The sequence below is a fragment of the Chryseobacterium sp. TB1-D10 genome, assembly GCF_059803555.1.
The window spans coordinates 23,919-40,167 of record NZ_JAPFHB010000009.1; the positions used below are offsets into that span (position 1 = coordinate 23,919).

Sequence of the window (16,249 nt, forward strand, 5' to 3'; positions counted from 1 at the left end):
AATGATACACACAAAAACCTCAATACGAGTACGTTACGGCGAAACAGACCCTATGAAATACGTCTATTATGGCAACTACGCAGAATACTTTGAGGTAGCAAGGGTTGAACTTTTCCGCAGCCTCGGGATGTCTTATGATCAAATTGAAAAGAGAGGAATTTTCCTTCCTGTTTCAGAATATAAAATTAAGTATTTGAAACCAGCACTTTATGATCAGCTTTTGGAAATAAGAACGTATGTCAAAAAAATTCCGGGAATCAGAATCGAGTTTGATTATGAAATTTATAACGAAGAAAATATCAAAATCACAGAAGCATCCACTACTCTATTTTTCCTTGACTCCGAAACCAATAAAATCGTAAAATGTCCGGATTATCTTATGGAATTGATACAAAAAAAATGGAACATTGAAATTTAAAATTTAATTAAAAAAACATAAATGAACGCATCACATCGCTACAAAGTTTCTCATTTCATATTATGGACAAGAGAAAAAATCATAAAAATGCTGATCATCAGCACAATTCCAACACTTTTATTCTACTTTCTTGGCTGGAAGTGGCTGGCAATCCCATGGGTTCCGATTGCACTTCTGGGCACTGCAACTGCTTTTATCTCAGGATTCCGAAATACGCAGACTTACGGCAGACTTTGGGAAGCCAGACAAATCTATGGTGCAATTATAAACAACAGTCGAAGTTTCGGGATTATGGTCAAAGATTTCATCAGAAAGGAAAATTCTGATCAGGAAAAAGCATTGCACAAAGAATTATTTTATCGCCATTTTGCATGGCTTACAGCTTTAAGATTTCAATTAAGAGAAACTAAAGCTTGGGAAAATGTGAAAACGCGACCTTACAACAGACGCTATCTCAAGTTTTACAAAGTTGCGGAATGGGAATCCGACCTTGGTGAAGAACTAAAAAATTACATCAATGAAAATGAAGTAAAATTCCTCCTCGAAAAGAAAAACCGGGCAACGCAAATCATCGCTTTACAGTCTGATACTTTGAGAAAGATTCACGAAGCAGGATCAATCAATGATTTTAACTATACAGCCTTGGAAAATCAATTGAAAGAATTTTACGATCAGCAGGGCAAATGCGAGAGAATCAAAAATTTTCCTTATCCAAGGCAGTTTTCCACAATCAATACGTACTTCACCAATCTTTTTTGTGTTCTGTTGCCACTGGGTTTTCTGAATGAATTTGCGAAACTGGATAGTATTTATATTTGGTTCACGATTCCTTTCAGTATGCTGTTGGGTTGGGTATTTTTGGTTCTGGAACAGATCGGAGAAAGTTGTGAAAATCCTTTTGAAGGCTGCGCCAATGACGTTCCGATCACCCAAATCAGCCGAACGATTGAGATTGATATGAGAGATATGCTGAACGAGACAGATCTGCCACAAGCCATCCAGCCAACAAACGGAATTTTGATGTAAAATTTTATTGATTCAAAAAAACCAAGTTTCAGCATTTTTACATAACTTGGGATAAATCTTTTTCTTGATGAAAATCTTATCATATTTATTACTTACACTCTGCCTGATTTCCTGTATCAGAAGTGATATGGATCTTAAAACCCTTCAAAGCATTATCAGCAAAAATAGCTTTACCAACAAGCTGAATGTGAATGATGAAATGAAATATTACAGGCCAGACGGAGTGGAGGACATTCAATTTGAAGATTTCCTGTCAAAAAATGATGTCATGACGATAGATCAGGGAGATTTCAATCAAGATGGTGAAGAAGATTATATTGCCAATGTCATCAATAATTTTAACCGGACCAATATTGCACCTTCTCAATATTTTCCAATTATCATTACTTTGAAAAACGGGAAATATGTCATCTACAAATTGGACAAATTCTATGACGCAAAATCTGCAGGCAGAAAACTCACAGTAGATGACAAAGACAATATTCTGTTTTTCTACAGAGATCCGGAAGAAGGTATGAAAATCAAACAGGATACTTTCAGATTCGTCAATAATACACTAGAACATTACAGTAAAAAATAAAATTCAAATGAAATTAAAAACAATATTTACGCTTGCCTTGGCATTTTCTTTAGCCTGGATTTCTGCACAGCAAAAAACCTATTGTAACCCTATCAATATCGATTATGGCTACACACCTTTCGAGGTATTTTCAAAACAAGGAAAACACCGTGCAACTGCCGATCCGGTAATTGTAAATTTCCAAAAAAAGTTATTTCTATTTTCCACCAATCAGGAAGGTTATTGGTACAGTGATAATATGCTGGACTGGAAATTTGTTCACAGAAAGTTTTTAAGAGACAACAAATACACACACGATCTGAACGCTCCTGCAGTTTGGGCAATGAAAGATACTTTGTATGTTTTTGGTTCCACTTGGGAACAGGATTTCCCGATTTGGAAAAGCACAAACCCAACAAAAGATGAGTGGAAAATTGCGGCTGACACTTTGAAAGTTGGTGCTTGGGATCCCGCATTTCATTATGACGAGGACAAAAACAAACTCTATCTCTATTGGGGATCCAGCAATGAATGGCCACTTTTGGGAACCGAAGTTAAAACCAAAACTCTGCAATCCGAAGGTTTTGTAAAACCCGTTATCAGATTAAAACCGGAAGATCACGGCTGGGAAAGATTCGGAGAATATAATGATAATGTTTTCCTTCAGCCATTTGTGGAGGGTGCCTGGATGACAAAGTACAAAGACAAATATTACCTTCAGTACGGTGCGCCGGCAACTGAATTCAGTGGTTATTCAGATGGTGTTTATGTTTCGAAAAATCCATTGGAAGGCTTTGAATATCAGCAGCACAATCCGTTTTCTTATAAACCCGGCGGTTTTGCAAGAGGTGCCGGTCACGGCGCAACGTTTGAAGATAATTTCGGGAATTGGTGGCACGTTTCAACAATTTTCATTTCGACAAAAAATAATTTTGAAAGACGATTGGGAATTTGGCCGACAGGATTTGATAAAGATGATGTAATGTACACCAACACAGCTTATGGCGATTATCCGACTTTACTTCCGCAATATGCTCAAGGAAAAGATTTCTCGAAAGGATTATTTACCAATTGGATGTTACTTAATTATAATAAACCGGTTCAGGTTTCGTCAACTTTAGGTGGTTACCAACCAAATCTTGCAGTTGATGAAGATATTAAAACCTACTGGTCTGCAAAAACAGGGAATTCCGGGGAATGGTTTCAGACAGATCTAGGCGAAGTTTCAACAATCAATGCAATCCAAATCAACTATGCAGATCAGGATGTTGAGTTTATGGGAAAAACGCTCGGCAAAATGCATCAGTACAAAATCTATGGTTCAAACGACGGCAAAAACTGGAAAGTGATCGTTGACAAATCTAAAAATCAAAAAGATGTTCCGCACGATTATGTAGAACTGGAAACGCCTGCAAAAGCAAGATTCCTGAAAATGGAAAATCTGAAAATGCCGACCGGAAAATTTGCTTTAAGCGGATTCCGAGTTTTTGGAAAAGGCGCAGGAAGCAAACCCGAAAAAGTTCAAGGTTTTGTCCCACTACGAGCTGATGCCAAAAAATATGGAGAAAGAAGAAGCATCTGGTTCAAATGGCAGCAGAATTCAGAGGCTGATGGTTACGTTATTTATTGGGGGAAATCGCCGGATAAATTGTACGGAAGCATTATGGTTTACGGTAAAAATGAATATTTTTTTACAGGCGCTGACAGAACAGATGCCTACTATTTTCAGATTGAAGCTTTTAATGCAAACGGAATTTCCGAGAGAACCGAGGTTATAAAATCGGAATAAAATTATAAGTTTTTTCAACAAAAATTCAAGCTTTCGGAGTCATTCTTCGAAAGCTTTTTTATTTTTATTAATATTATTTCGAAATACCTAATTTCCATTAATTCAATGATTTTTAATTTTAGATTAATATTCAATAATAAACTTCTTTTTTTAAAGAAAAAAACTCAACATTATTCGATTAATAGAAATAATTTTATAAATTTATAATTCAATAAGAGAATTAAATAAGAATGGAGTTTTTTCTGAAGTCAGAAGACAATGATGACCGAGCAATTTTTATCACCGGAAATTTCAACAAATGGAATCCAAGAGATCCAAAATTAGAACTGGAAAAATTGGACGAAAGCAATTATTATATCAATATTCCGGATGAATGGCTGAATGATGAGGTAGTAGAATTCAAATTCACAAAAGGCGGCTGGGAAAATGTAGAAATCGACAAATTTGACTGCATCACCCCGAACAGAAAAATAAATAAAGAATCGAAAAAAGTTCAGATCAATGTAGAAAAATGGCGACTAAACTGGGGACCATTCAAAAAGGAATTTTTCCCAACGGTAGAATTGATAAATGAAGAATTTTATATTCCTCAGCTCGATAAAACTAGAAAAGTTTGGGCGCTTTTACCTTTTGATTATTACAAATCTGAAAAAAACTATCCGGTTCTTTATCTTCAGGATGCGCAAAATCTTTTCAATGAAGGATCAGCGTACGGAAATTGGGAAATTGATAAAAAACTGGCGCTTCTCGCAGAGTATGGACGAGGTGAATTAATCGTCATTGCTATTGAACACGGAAATGATGACCGCATAAAGGAATATATTTTTGACAACGACGCCGTGACGGAAAATGCGGAAGGTAAAAAATATCTGAGATTCATCACAGATACTTTAAAACCTTGGGTCGATCAAAATTACAGAACCAAAAAAGACCGTGAAAATACGGGAATTGGCGGAAGTTCTCTAGGTGGATTGATTAGCATTTATGGAGGATTTTTGTATCCCGAAGTCTATTCTAAACTGTTGATTTTTTCGCCGTCGCTTTGGGTAGAACCGGAAAACGATTTTCCGATGATCAGCTTCAGCAATCCTTACAAAATCAAGGTTTATCTGTATGGCGGAAGACAGGAAGGCTCCAGAATGGTTGGCAGAATCAGGCTTTTTGAAAAATCTCTGAAGAGATTGAATGCTCAGAAATCATTTGATTTCGAAGTAAAAACCAATATTAATGAACAGGGAACACATCAGGAATTTTATTGGTCGCAGGAATTTCCAAGAGCTGTAGAGTGGCTTTACATCGATAGTCTGGAAAGTCCTGTGAAAGCCAAAAATGAGTTGGAAAGTGACATCAATAGCGTCAATTAATAATTAAAAAATTGGATTTGGCTTTAGCCGAAAATTTGAAAATATTTATGATTAAAATCTACAACAAAAAAGAAACAACAACACAAAATATATTCTTGTTCAGCGAAGACGATTGGGAACAGGAAAAATCAAATTACCCAAATACTGAACACTTCTTCAACGGAAAAAAGAGCGAAGTTTTCATCAAAACCTATTCTGAAAAAATCAACTTTTTCATTGGAATCGGAAAAGATTCAAAGGGTTTTGAAATCCAAGCTGTAGCGAATAAATTCTCAAATGATTACAAGAAAAATCTACAGTCAGTTCCAACTTCGGTTCATTCAAAATTAGGATTTGATTTAATTGAGGAATTTGTGAAAGGTTTATATTTAGGAACTTACCTCTACCCTTTTGAAAAATCACATCCATTTTGGGATGAGAACTTTGAACTTCATTTTGAAAGTATTTCGGAAGATAAAGCGAAAAATTTAGCCTTAAAAACCGAATCACTTTGTAACGGACAATTTGCCGGAATGGAATGGCTAAACAAACCTGCGAACCATAAAAGAGTGGACCAAATCTCAGAATTCCTCAAATCAACAGCAAAAAAATACGATTTGAATTATAAAGTTCTGAATCGTGAAGAATCTATAAAAAAAGGTTTAGGAGCATTTGTAGCAGTCAATCAGGGAAGTTCGCAGGAAGCAGCTTTCACAATTTTGGAATATAAATCTGGTAAAGAAAATTCAAAAACAGTTGGTTTGGTAGGAAAATGCGTATTATTTGACACAGGCGGAATTTCCATAAAACCTTCTGCCAACCTTCATTATATGAAAAGCGATATGGGCGGCGCAAGTGCGGTGATTGGCGCTTTGATTACAGCTTCGGAACTTAAACTTCCGGTGAATATCATTGCGATTCTTCCGATTACGGACAATGCAGTTTCAGAAAAAGCATATTTGCCAAGTGATGTGATAAAGGCTTACAACGGAAAAACAATTGAAGTTCTTGACACTGATGCGGAAGGCAGAATGACGCTTGCAGACGGACTTTCTTATTTATCAAAAAATTACAAAACCGATGTTTTGATTGATTTGGCAACGCTAACAGGAAGTTCAGTAAGAATGTTTGGCTACACTTGTGGCGCTTATTTTTCCAACAATGACGATTTGAAAAAATCATTAGAAAAGTCAGCAGATAAAACGAATCAGAGAATTTGGAATCTGCCACTTTGGGATGTTTGGAAAGACGACTTCACTTCGGATGTTGCTGATTTTAAGAACATTTCGATGAAGCCTTTTGGTGATTGTATTGTCGCGGCAAAGTTTTTGGAACAGTTTATTGAAGGTCATCAAAACTGGGCACATCTTGACATTGCTGGTGTAGCATTTGGAAATGTTGGCTACGCGAAAGACAAAGCTGCGACTGGTTACGGCGTTCAATTGTTATTGGATTTTATTGAGAATTATAATTAGCAAAACAACTTAGCTTATAGCCTTTCGATTTTGAATAAAAATTAAAAACTAAAAAATAAGAATATCAGACCTCGGTCTTCCGACATCTGACTTCCGCCAAAAATTAATGAATATGGAAAAAACGATTGTCTGCATCTCCTGTTATTACAAAGGCTACGACTTTATGGACGAATGTAAAAAACTTGGAAACAAAGTCATACTCATCACCTCCGAAAATCTCAAAGAAAAACCTTGGCCTTGGCACGCCATAGACGAAGTTTATTATATGCCCGAGCTGGAACCTTCCGTCTGGAATCTCGACCATCTTGTGCAGGGTTTTGCTTATTTGATGAAAAACCATCAGATAGATGCCGTGATTGCGTTGGACGATTTTGATGTGGAAAAAGCAGCAATGATTAGGGAAACTTACCGTATTCCGGGAATGGGACAGACAACTCACCGTTATTTCCGTGATAAACTGGCAATGCGCCAGCAGGCAAAAGACAACGGAATTTCGGTTCCAGAATTTTCATCGATTTTCAATGATGCAAAACTTCACAAATTCACACAGGATGTTCCCGGTCCTTGGGTTTTGAAACCACGTTCCGAAGCTTCAGCCAGCGGAATCAAAAAAATAAACTCAGCAGAAGAACTTTGGCCAGCAGTGGAAAATCTGGGCGACGAACGATATAAATTCCTTTTGGAATCTTTCAAACCCGGCGATGTTTATCACGTGGATTGTTTGGTTTATAATAAAGAAATCGTGTTTTCCTGTTTTTCAAAATACCTTTCTCCACCAATGAAAGTGTCTCACGAAGGCGGCGTTTTCCGAACCAAAACTTTATCTAAAAATTCAGCGGAAGCAATTGGTTTGGAGAAAATCAATAAAGAAGTTCTTGACAAATTCGGAATTCAAAACGGAGCAACACACAGTGAATATATCAGAGGAATCGACGGACAATATTACTTTCTGGAAACTTCATCTCGAGTTGGTGGTGCACATATTCCTGATATGGTGGAGGCTGCGACTGGGGTTAACATCTGGAGAGAATGGGCAAAACTTGAAAATGCCTTATTAGACGGAGAAAAATATTCGGTTGAGGAAACTCAGAAATTATTTGCAGGATTAATTGTCTCCTTGGCCAAAGAAAAACATTCTGATACTACTGACTTACAAAACGAAGATGTTGAAAAATTCTTACCAATCGACTATCACATCGGAATTGTTTACAAAGCAACAACCGAAGAGAAAGTTCAGGAAAGACTGGATGAAGCGGCAACAATCGTCACAGAAAGAATCTTAAACATTCTGCCTCCAAAAGACAAACCGACTTCTTAAGTAATGAACAAGAATATCAATCTTAAAGAAATTATTGATTTCATAAAATCCAATTTATCTAAAGAATATAAATTAATAGCTAATTTAGAAACAATTGAATCAGGAGAATGGGAAAGCAAAGCTTATTACAGATTTGTTGATTCCAAAAATGCAAATCAGCCAGGTTCAAAATGGAAATTTAAAAATAATATTATACTAGAACATCCAAAATTTAAAACAATAGTATTAGATATTCTTGAAGACGACCATCTCGGTGGGATTGAATTCATTAGATATATCTAATTTCTATAATATAATTTTAATTAAAAACAAATATGCCTCAAATCACACATACAGATTATTACTCACACATCCTTGGGAAGAGCATCAAGGTAGAAGTCACGGGACATTTCGGGACTCCTGTCATTATGTTTCCAACTTCGCAGGGCTCTTACACCCAGAATGCAGATTTCCATTTGAACGGAAGCATTTCGTGGTTCACAGACAACGGTAAGCTGAAGCTTTTCAATCTTGAAACCATTGATGCCTTAAGCTTTTACAATAAAAACATTTCGGCTCACGACAGAATCAGAAACTATGAATTATACGTTCAGTTCTTGGTTCAGGAGTTCATTCCTTATATCCAGAGAACGCACAACACGCATCGTGTCGCAGTTGCGGGCGCAAGTTTTGGAGGTTATCACGCTGCTAATTTTGCCTTCAGATATCCGGATTTGGTTTCGCATCTTTTCTGTCTGTCAGGTGCTTTTTCGATTCGAAATTTTATGGATGGAATTCAGGATGAATTAACTTATTTCAATTGTCCGGATGAATTTGTGAAAAATGACGATGCCTGGAAATACAAACATATGCACATCGTTCTCAGCACGTCTGACAGAGATATTTGTCTGGAGCCAACCAGAAGAATGGCAGGAATTCTCACTTCAAAAGGAATCAACCATTGGTACGACGAACAGAAGTGGATAGACCACGACTGGGTACTTTGGAGAATGGTTTTTCCTAAATTCATTGGACGATTTTTCGGATAAAACAAAATTTAAATTAATAAATAACATATAAACTTCGGACTTCCAACTTCGGACTTCCGACCAAATTAAAAAATTATGGCAAAAAAAATTGGAATTTTATTCGGAATGGAAGACACTTTTCCGTGGGCATTCATCGATAAGGTTAATGAATTGGGGAAAGGCGAATATATCGCTGAACCTGTTCAAATTGATAAATTGGAACAAGGCGCAGATTATGGTTATGCTGTGATTATCGACAGGATTTCACAAGACGTTCCGTTCTACAGAGCTTATCTGAAAAATGCTGCCGTTAGCGGAACTTACGTCATCAACAATCCATTTTGGTGGAGTGCAGATGAGAAATTCTTCAACAATGCGTTGATGCTGAAAATCGGAATTCCATTGCCGAAAACCGTGTTGCTTCCTTCTTACGAAAGACCAACAAATACTTCGGAAACATCTTTCAGAAACTTGAAATTCCCGCACGATTGGGAATATATTTTCAATTATGTTGGATTCCCAGCTTATATGAAACCTCACGATGGCGGAGGCTGGAGAAATGTTTACCGAGTTGAAAGTCCGGAAGATATGTGGGCAAAACACGCTGAGACAGAGCAATTGGTAATGATGGTTCAGGAAGAAATCGTTTTTGAGGATTATTACCGTGTGTATTGTCTAGGACGAAAGTATGTTCATATTATGCCTTACGAGCCAAGAAATCCACACCATTTGAGATATGCAACCACGCATCAAACCGAAGGCGCTGCCAGAGAAAAATTGCTTAAAACCATCACAGATTACACTTTGAAAATGAACGAAGCTTTAGGTTACGATTTCAACACGGTGGAATTTGCTGTGAGAGACGGCATTCCTTACGCAATCGATTTCTGTAATCCTGCGCCTGATGCAGACAGAAACTCCGTCGGGGAAGAAAACTTCGAATGGATTGTGGAGCACGCTGCAAAACTTGCCATCGAAAAAGCAAAAGATTACAAACCAGGAAAAGCAAATATCAATTGGGGGAAATTTGTGACCAATAAACTTTAAAACTTAAGTAACTAATATTTAGTGACACAATTTGGAACGCCGAATCGTCGCAGCCCGACTTGAGCGGAAATCCTTTTTTGCGTGTACTCGAGTTCTATTTAGACGGAAATCTTGAGCAAAAAAGATTGGGAGCGGAAGGCGGATTAAGCTGCCCAAATTGTATCATTAATAAAGCAACTACTAACTAACTTTAACTAACAAACACAAATAATATGCACAGATTTACGATAGGTGTAGAAGAAGAATATCAAATTATAGACGCCGAAACGCGGGATCTCGTCTCGCACGTTTCAAAAATAATCGAAGGAGGAAAAGCCGTTCTAAGTGAAAACTTAAAACACGAAATGCACGAATCTGTTGTCGAAATGGAAACGGGAATTTGTGAAAATATCCAGCAAGCACGTAAGGAACTCACCGACCTAAGAAGACATCTTGTAAAAACCGCACACGACCAGGGTTTGCGCGTGTCTGGTGGCGGAACACATCCATTTTCGCACTGGAAAGATAATGTCATTACAAAAGATGCGCGTTACGATAAAATCGTAAGTGATATGGGCGATGTTGCAAGGTCCAATTTAATTTTCGGATTGCACGTCCACATCGGAATTCCTGACCGTGAAGAAGGCATCAGAATCCAAAATGTGATGCGTTACTTTTTGCCGCACGTTTACGCTTTGTCCACCAATTCACCTTTTTGGGTGGGGAGATTGACAGGTTTCAAATCTTACAGGCAGGAAGTTTTTGCTAAATTTCCAAGGACAGGATTGCCAAGTTATTTCGGTAGTGTTGCAGAATTTGATGCTTACGTCAACCTGATGGTAAAAACCGGAACAATTGACAACGCCAAGAAAATCTGGTGGGATCTGAGAGTTCACCCCTTCTACCCGACCATCGAATTCAGGATTTGTGATATGCCAATGACGATTGACGAAACCGTTTGTCTGGCGGCAATTATGCAGTCATTAGTTGCGAAAATCTATAAAATGCATCAGCAAAATACGAGTTACAGAAGTTATAGAAGACTATTATTAACAGAAAATAAATGGCGCGCTTCAAAAGACGGAATCGATGCACATTTGATAGACTTCGGGAAAGAAGCGAGTGTTCCTTATCGTGATCTTTTAGAAGAACTATTAGCTTTTATCGATGACGTTGTAGACGAGTTAGGTTGCAGAAAAGAAGTGGAATTTGCGAGAGAAATCTGCAAAATGGGAACTGGTGCAGACCGACAATTGAAAGTCTTCAACGAAAGTGGCGGCGATCTTAAAAAAGTCGTGGATTACATGATCTACGAAACTGAGAAAGGATTGATTTAATTGTAAATAATGAATTACTAATGATAAATGATTTTGCGATCACTTAGTAATTCAAAATTACCTCAAATTTAAAATTCTTAATTTTGTACAAAATTTATGAATATGAGTAAAAATGATGTAAGAATTGCGCTTTTGGATATGAATAACAACCATCCGAATCAAGGGATGCGCAATATTAAAGAATTATCTCAAGCTTTTCAGGAACAATCTGACAGTGATGTTTCAATAGAAATATTCGACGTACGTTATAAAAATGAAATGCCTAATGTGGCTGATTTCGATATATTTTTATCTTCAGGAGGTCCGGGAAATCCGCACCGTGAAGGTTACGAATGGGAAAATAAATATGCTGATTTCCTAGATCAGATATGGAAACATAATCTGGAAAATGAGCAAAAAAAATATGCTTTCCTGGTTTGTCATTCCTTCCAATTGGCAGTAATCCATTTTGGAATTGCTAACGTTTGCAAAAGAAAATCTTATTCTTTCGGCGTCATGCCAATCCATAAATCTGAAGATGGCGAAAAGGAATTTCTGTTCAAAAATCTTCCAGATCCTTTTTATGCCGTAGATTCAAGAGGTTACCAATGTATCGAACCAAATCAGGAAAAAATAGACGAATTGGGAATGAAGGTTGTGGCTTTGGAAAAGTACCGTCCAACAGTTCATCTCGAAAGAGCGCTGATGGCAGTTCGTTTTTCTGATGAGATTTTCGGAACGCAATTTCACCCGGAAGCAGACCCAACAGGTTTTGTAAAAAATCTGGAAGACGAAAAAAATAAAACGGCAATGATCGAAACTTTCGGAATGGAAAAATATCTGGAAACCATTGATAGAATGAATGATGATGACAAAATCGTTCTGACGCAGGCTCAAATCATTCCAAGATTTTTGAAACTCGCTTCTGAACAGATCACCAAGAATTTAGCTTATATTTAATAAAAAAGCACCAAACACAAACTATGATCCCAAAATACAGAACTCAATTTAACAAAGAATTTTCTCAGGAGAAATATCAGAAAACAAATGAGCTAATCATAGAGAAATGCGGTCAGGAAGCCGCGTTTCGTCTTTCTGAAAGTCCAATTTTCCTTACCCATGATTTTTGGAATAAGCTGGACGACGCTTCAAAATCCATTATTTCACAGATCAAAAATATGTCTGATGAAGAATTGAGCAAAGCGATTCCTGCCAATTGCAATGTTCCGAATGACACCAAAAAACCACATTTTCTGGCCATCGATTTTGGAATTTGCCAAAATGAAAATGGCGATATTATTCCTCAATTGATAGAACTGCAGGCTTTCCCGAGTTTGTTCGGATTTCAAAGGTTGTTTGAGGAAGTTATTACAGAAGTTTATCCTTTTTTGAATGAATTAAAGAAATCACTTTCGCAGGAAGAGTTTGTTGAAAAATTGAAAGCTGTAATTGTTGGAGACGAGAATCCAGAGAATGTTATTCTGTTGGAAATCTATCCGGAAAAACAAAAAACGGCGGTTGATTTTGTATTAACAGAACAATTATTAGGAATCAAAACGGTTTGTCTGACGAAAGTTAAAAAAGAGGGAAAAAAGTTATTTTACGAAAACGACGGAAAATTAATTCCAATCAATCGTATTTACAACCGTGTGATATTTGATGAACTCGATAAAATCGAAGGTTTGAAAACGGAGTTTGATTTCCGTGAAGATGTTGACGTCGAATGGATCACGCATCCGAATTGGTTCTTCAAAATCTCAAAATACATCCTTCCAAAACTTAAACACGATTTTATTCCGAAAAGTTATTTCCTATCCGATTTTCCTGAAACTGAAGCTCTTGAAAACTTTGTTTTGAAACCACTTTTCTCGTTTGCAGGAAGCGGAGTTAACTTGAATCCAACTCAGGAAATCATTAATCAAATTGATAATAAAGAAAATTACATTCTCCAAAGAAAAGTGACTTACGCACCACTTTTTGAGGATATCAACGGGGAATTTTCCAAAGCTGAAATCCGTTTGCTTTTTGGTTGGGATCCGGAAAAAGAAGATCCAGAGTTATTGGTAAATCTTGTAAGAATGACGAAAGCAGCGATGGTCAACGTGGATTTCAACAAGAAAGATGCGATTTGGATCGGGAGTTCTATGGCGTTTTTTGGGGAGTAAATCACATCTCATTATAGGAGCAAGTTCAGACTGAAATTTTTAAAACTTTCTCTGGCGTATTTTTTGACATAGCTTCTAAAAAAACTATGTTCCTTACAAGCGAATCCTTCGACCTCAAACAAATTCTACTCGGCTCTGAAGAATGGAGTTTCCTTCTGGAGACTATATTGAGAACAAGTATTATGTTCTTCATTATCATCTTCGGACTTCGGCTTTTGGGAAAACGAGGCGTTAAACAATTATCTGTATTTGAATTGGTTGTTATTATCGGACTTGGTTCAGCTGCAGGCGATCCGATGTTTTACAAAGATGTTGGTATTATGCCTGCTTTGGTGGTTTTCACAATGATCATAAGTCTTTACAGTATTATCACTTACATCATTAGCAAAAGTAAAAAATTTGAAAAACTGGTTGAAGGAAAACCCATCTGTCTTATAAATCAAGGTGTTTTTTGTATAGAGGATTTCAAAAAAGAAGCACTTGGCGAAGATGAATTTTTCGCAGAACTGAGATTAAAAGGTGTTTCACATCTTGGTCAAATCGAAAAAGCAATTGAAGAGATTTCCGGTGAAATAAGTGTCTTTTATTTCGAAGATAACGATATCAAATACGGATTGCCAATAATGCCACATTCTTTAGATAAAGCAATTAAAACCTTTACTGGAAATTCACATTATTCCTGCATATTTTGCGGTTACACGCAAGAATTTGAGGCGCACAATAAAAGTAAATGTAAAATTTGCGGCAAAGATGAATGGGTAGAATCGTCCAACAAAAAACGGATTTCTTAAATAACTTTCAACTTCTCAACATCCAACTCATCAAAATTATGAATGACCAAATCTGCTAATTCATAATTCTGATTTTTGCTATTTGCACTTTTGTAACCAATACAAAATATTTCTGCGCCCTTTGCAGCTAAGATTCCGTTTGTGCTGTCTTCGATGACGATACAATTGGATTTGTCGTTTCCGGAAAGTCTTTGCGCTTCTATGAAAATGGCAGGATGTGGCTTTGATTCCGGGAAATCTTCGCCACTTACAAGGTAAGAGAAAAACGGAAACAAATTGAAGCGTTTGAAAACTCTGTCGATCGTAGTTTTAGCAGCAGAAGATGCTAAGATTAACTGGAAATTTTGAGAATGTAGATTATTGATTAATGCTTCTACGCCGTCCAATAATTTGAGAGCCGGATCTGTATCGAAAAGATCATAAAATATTGTTCTTTTTCTTTGAATTAATTCTTCTGTAGCAGTTTCGATTCCGAAAACATCTTTGACAATTTGATAGACATTCCGGGTAGATTTTCCAGTGAATTTTGAGAATAATTCCGCATCAACATCGATATTCAATTCTCCAAAATGCTGGTAGTAAGCTTTTTTGTGAAGCGGTTCAGTATCTACAATCACGCCGTCCATATCAAAAATAACCGTGTTCTTCATCTTCAAATTTCTATTTTCAGTTTCATTAATTCGGTGCAAAAATAGGGATTATGGATTTAAGGAGACATGTTTTGAACGCAAAGTCCGCAAAGATTTCTTTGATCTTATTGAAAACATTTTAAGTTTCGCAAAGGCGTAAAACTCATCAAAGAATATGTGTGAAAAATTATGGAAAAGCCAATCTTATGATTTTATCTTTTCCTGCTAAAATCAAAGTGTTTTTGTCAGCCCATTCGCAGACGTAGAGATTCTTTTCATCTGATATTTTCGTCCAGGTTTTGCCATAATCTGAGGAGAAGCTGATGTGTTGGTCGCCAACTGCTATGATTTCTCTTCCTTTGGTATTCGGACGGAATTTCACACAGGTCATATAGCCTGCATTTTGTCCGCTAGCCTGGATCTGCCATGTTCGTCCGCCGTCGTTTGTGGTTGCGATATTGTTGATATTATCGGCTTGCTTGGTGTAATCTCCGCCAACTGCAATTCCAAAGTTTTTATCGTAGAAATCTATGGAATAGATGCCTTGAGAAGAGATTCCTTGAGTGAAAGGTGTGTCATAAACTTTCCAGTCCCATTCACATTTCTCTTTCTTCGTTTTGTAAATTCTGGCTTTAGAACCTCCAGTTGCTATCCAAATGAATTTTCCTGCATTTGCTATATTTGTATTACTTGCAGCAAACGCAGCTTCACCTTTTTCTAAGAATGGAAAATTTTTACAATTACTACAATGCTCCCAACCTTCGCCTCCATTTCTGGTTTGTGAAATATTGAGTTTCTGATTATCTGATGGGTCGCTGAATGCAATCGCAAAAGAATCATCAATAAACTTTAAAGCGTCATAAAAAGCTGTACTTGTGTTATCATAAAATACCACTTCATCTTTAAGCGTTTTTTTATCTATCTGAAAAAAATATGCCGGACTTTCTATATTAATTGCATAAAAATAATTTTTATTTTGAGCCAAAGTTCTGAACTGAAGGTTTTTATCCTTTAATAATGTTATTTGTTTTTTATCAGCTTTATCTTTCATATTCACAAAACCAAACTTGGAATCTGTTCCCGAATACCAAACTTTTCCGTCCCAAAGTTGGATGGCACGGATGCTGATTTTATCGGTCAATAAAGTATCGATTTTGAACTTCTGAGAATAAAAGAATGTTGAAATCAACAGGAAAAGTAAACTTAGTTTTTTCATTTTATAAATTTATAAAAATCTTTGACTAGATAGGATGTTTCAATTTGGTAAATATTTGTTTTGGACTGAAATCCCATAGCCCCGATAGTAACGATTACCCCACAGCAAGCGCTGGGAAATGCGGTGGCGCGAGGAGTAATAGTGGATAGCGGGAAACAGCTCCAAAAAAAA

16 protein-coding genes are annotated in these 16,249 nt (G+C 36.8%); 14 read left to right on the top strand and 2 right to left on the bottom strand.

The window, feature by feature from the left end; all coding sequences use genetic code 11:
* The first annotated feature begins 1 nt into the window (after window position 1).
* The 14 genes from OPU68_RS13115 to OPU68_RS13180 all read left to right on the top strand — a co-directional run bounded on the left by OPU68_RS13115 (window position 2) and on the right by OPU68_RS13180 (window position 14,233).
* Complete coding sequence (locus OPU68_RS13115) at window positions 2-418, top strand: acyl-CoA thioesterase (protein WP_498474442.1); 417 nt, start codon at window positions 2-4, stop codon at window positions 416-418.
* Window positions 419-439: 21 nt separating this feature from the next.
* A complete protein-coding gene (locus tag OPU68_RS13120) occupies window positions 440-1,444 on the top strand; it encodes a bestrophin family protein (RefSeq protein WP_498474443.1) in 1,005 nt (334 codons plus the stop codon).
* Between the two features lie 67 nt (window positions 1,445-1,511).
* Entirely contained in the window at window positions 1,512-2,024 is a 513-nt protein-coding gene (locus OPU68_RS13125; RefSeq protein WP_498474444.1) for a hypothetical protein, read from the top strand.
* A 7-nt stretch (window positions 2,025-2,031) separates the two neighbouring features.
* Window positions 2,032-3,792 (top strand): discoidin domain-containing protein, encoded by a 1,761-nt coding sequence (locus tag OPU68_RS13130; RefSeq protein ID WP_498474445.1) that lies wholly within the window; start codon window positions 2,032-2,034, stop codon window positions 3,790-3,792.
* A gap of 230 nt (window positions 3,793-4,022) precedes the next feature.
* Window positions 4,023-5,156, top strand: coding sequence for an alpha/beta hydrolase (locus tag OPU68_RS13135; protein WP_498474446.1), 1,134 nt, complete (start codon window positions 4,023-4,025; stop codon window positions 5,154-5,156).
* 47 nt (window positions 5,157-5,203) lie between these two features.
* Window positions 5,204-6,610 (top strand): M17 family metallopeptidase, encoded by a 1,407-nt coding sequence (locus OPU68_RS13140; protein ID WP_498474447.1) that lies wholly within the window; start codon window positions 5,204-5,206, stop codon window positions 6,608-6,610.
* A gap of 112 nt (window positions 6,611-6,722) precedes the next feature.
* On the top strand, window positions 6,723-7,928 hold the full coding sequence (locus tag OPU68_RS13145) for an ATP-grasp domain-containing protein (RefSeq protein ID WP_498474448.1): 1,206 nt from the start codon (window positions 6,723-6,725) through the stop codon (window positions 7,926-7,928).
* A 3-nt stretch (window positions 7,929-7,931) separates the two neighbouring features.
* Window positions 7,932-8,210, top strand: a complete 279-nt coding sequence (locus tag OPU68_RS13150; RefSeq protein WP_498474449.1) for a hypothetical protein — start codon at window positions 7,932-7,934, stop codon at window positions 8,208-8,210.
* 32 nt (window positions 8,211-8,242) lie between these two features.
* Window positions 8,243-8,956, top strand: coding sequence for an alpha/beta fold hydrolase (locus OPU68_RS13155; RefSeq protein WP_498474450.1), 714 nt, complete (start codon window positions 8,243-8,245; stop codon window positions 8,954-8,956).
* 75 nt (window positions 8,957-9,031) lie between these two features.
* The gene (locus OPU68_RS13160; RefSeq protein ID WP_498474451.1) at window positions 9,032-9,982 is read left to right on the top strand and encodes an ATP-grasp domain-containing protein; all 951 of its coding nucleotides are present in this window, start codon (window positions 9,032-9,034) and stop codon (window positions 9,980-9,982) included.
* 212 nt (window positions 9,983-10,194) lie between these two features.
* Window positions 10,195-11,298, top strand: coding sequence for a carboxylate-amine ligase (locus tag OPU68_RS13165; RefSeq protein WP_498474452.1), 1,104 nt, complete (start codon window positions 10,195-10,197; stop codon window positions 11,296-11,298).
* A gap of 102 nt (window positions 11,299-11,400) precedes the next feature.
* Complete coding sequence (locus OPU68_RS13170; protein WP_498474453.1) at window positions 11,401-12,237, top strand: type 1 glutamine amidotransferase; 837 nt, start codon at window positions 11,401-11,403, stop codon at window positions 12,235-12,237.
* 23 nt (window positions 12,238-12,260) lie between these two features.
* Complete coding sequence (locus OPU68_RS13175; RefSeq protein WP_498474454.1) at window positions 12,261-13,442, top strand: hypothetical protein; 1,182 nt, start codon at window positions 12,261-12,263, stop codon at window positions 13,440-13,442.
* Window positions 13,443-13,528: 86 nt separating this feature from the next.
* The gene (locus OPU68_RS13180; RefSeq protein WP_498474455.1) at window positions 13,529-14,233 is read left to right on the top strand and encodes a DUF421 domain-containing protein; all 705 of its coding nucleotides are present in this window, start codon (window positions 13,529-13,531) and stop codon (window positions 14,231-14,233) included.
* Here the strand turns inward: OPU68_RS13180 and OPU68_RS13185 are convergent.
* Window positions 14,230-14,883, bottom strand: coding sequence for an HAD family hydrolase (locus tag OPU68_RS13185; RefSeq protein ID WP_498474456.1), 654 nt, complete (start codon window positions 14,881-14,883; stop codon window positions 14,230-14,232). The genes OPU68_RS13180 and OPU68_RS13185 overlap by 4 nt on opposite strands.
* A 166-nt stretch (window positions 14,884-15,049) precedes the next feature.
* The gene (locus OPU68_RS13190) at window positions 15,050-16,078 is read right to left on the bottom strand and encodes a WD40/YVTN/BNR-like repeat-containing protein (RefSeq protein ID WP_498474457.1); all 1,029 of its coding nucleotides are present in this window, start codon (window positions 16,076-16,078) and stop codon (window positions 15,050-15,052) included.
* Window positions 16,079-16,249 lie beyond the last annotated feature (171 nt).

Excerpts from the sequence above, each read along its gene's own strand:
- OPU68_RS13115 (WP_498474442.1), top strand. The coding sequence starts at position 2 with ATGATACACACAAAAACCTCAATACGAGTACGTTACGGCGAAACAGAC.
- OPU68_RS13120 (WP_498474443.1), top strand. The coding sequence starts at position 440 with ATGAACGCATCACATCGCTACAAAGTTTCTCATTTCATATTATGGACA.
- OPU68_RS13125 (WP_498474444.1), top strand. The coding sequence starts at position 1,512 with ATGAAAATCTTATCATATTTATTACTTACACTCTGCCTGATTTCCTGT.
- OPU68_RS13130 (WP_498474445.1), top strand. The coding sequence starts at position 2,032 with ATGAAATTAAAAACAATATTTACGCTTGCCTTGGCATTTTCTTTAGCC.
- OPU68_RS13135 (WP_498474446.1), top strand. The coding sequence starts at position 4,023 with ATGGAGTTTTTTCTGAAGTCAGAAGACAATGATGACCGAGCAATTTTT.
- OPU68_RS13140 (WP_498474447.1), top strand. The coding sequence starts at position 5,204 with ATGATTAAAATCTACAACAAAAAAGAAACAACAACACAAAATATATTC.
- OPU68_RS13145 (WP_498474448.1), top strand. The coding sequence starts at position 6,723 with ATGGAAAAAACGATTGTCTGCATCTCCTGTTATTACAAAGGCTACGAC.
- OPU68_RS13150 (WP_498474449.1), top strand. The coding sequence starts at position 7,932 with ATGAACAAGAATATCAATCTTAAAGAAATTATTGATTTCATAAAATCC.
- OPU68_RS13155 (WP_498474450.1), top strand. The coding sequence starts at position 8,243 with ATGCCTCAAATCACACATACAGATTATTACTCACACATCCTTGGGAAG.
- OPU68_RS13160 (WP_498474451.1), top strand. The coding sequence starts at position 9,032 with ATGGCAAAAAAAATTGGAATTTTATTCGGAATGGAAGACACTTTTCCG.
- OPU68_RS13165 (WP_498474452.1), top strand. The coding sequence starts at position 10,195 with ATGCACAGATTTACGATAGGTGTAGAAGAAGAATATCAAATTATAGAC.
- OPU68_RS13170 (WP_498474453.1), top strand. The coding sequence starts at position 11,401 with ATGAGTAAAAATGATGTAAGAATTGCGCTTTTGGATATGAATAACAAC.
- OPU68_RS13175 (WP_498474454.1), top strand. The coding sequence starts at position 12,261 with ATGATCCCAAAATACAGAACTCAATTTAACAAAGAATTTTCTCAGGAG.
- OPU68_RS13180 (WP_498474455.1), top strand. The coding sequence starts at position 13,529 with ATGTTCCTTACAAGCGAATCCTTCGACCTCAAACAAATTCTACTCGGC.
- OPU68_RS13185 (WP_498474456.1), bottom strand. The coding sequence starts at position 14,883 with ATGAAGAACACGGTTATTTTTGATATGGACGGCGTGATTGTAGATACT.
- OPU68_RS13190 (WP_498474457.1), bottom strand. The coding sequence starts at position 16,078 with ATGAAAAAACTAAGTTTACTTTTCCTGTTGATTTCAACATTCTTTTAT.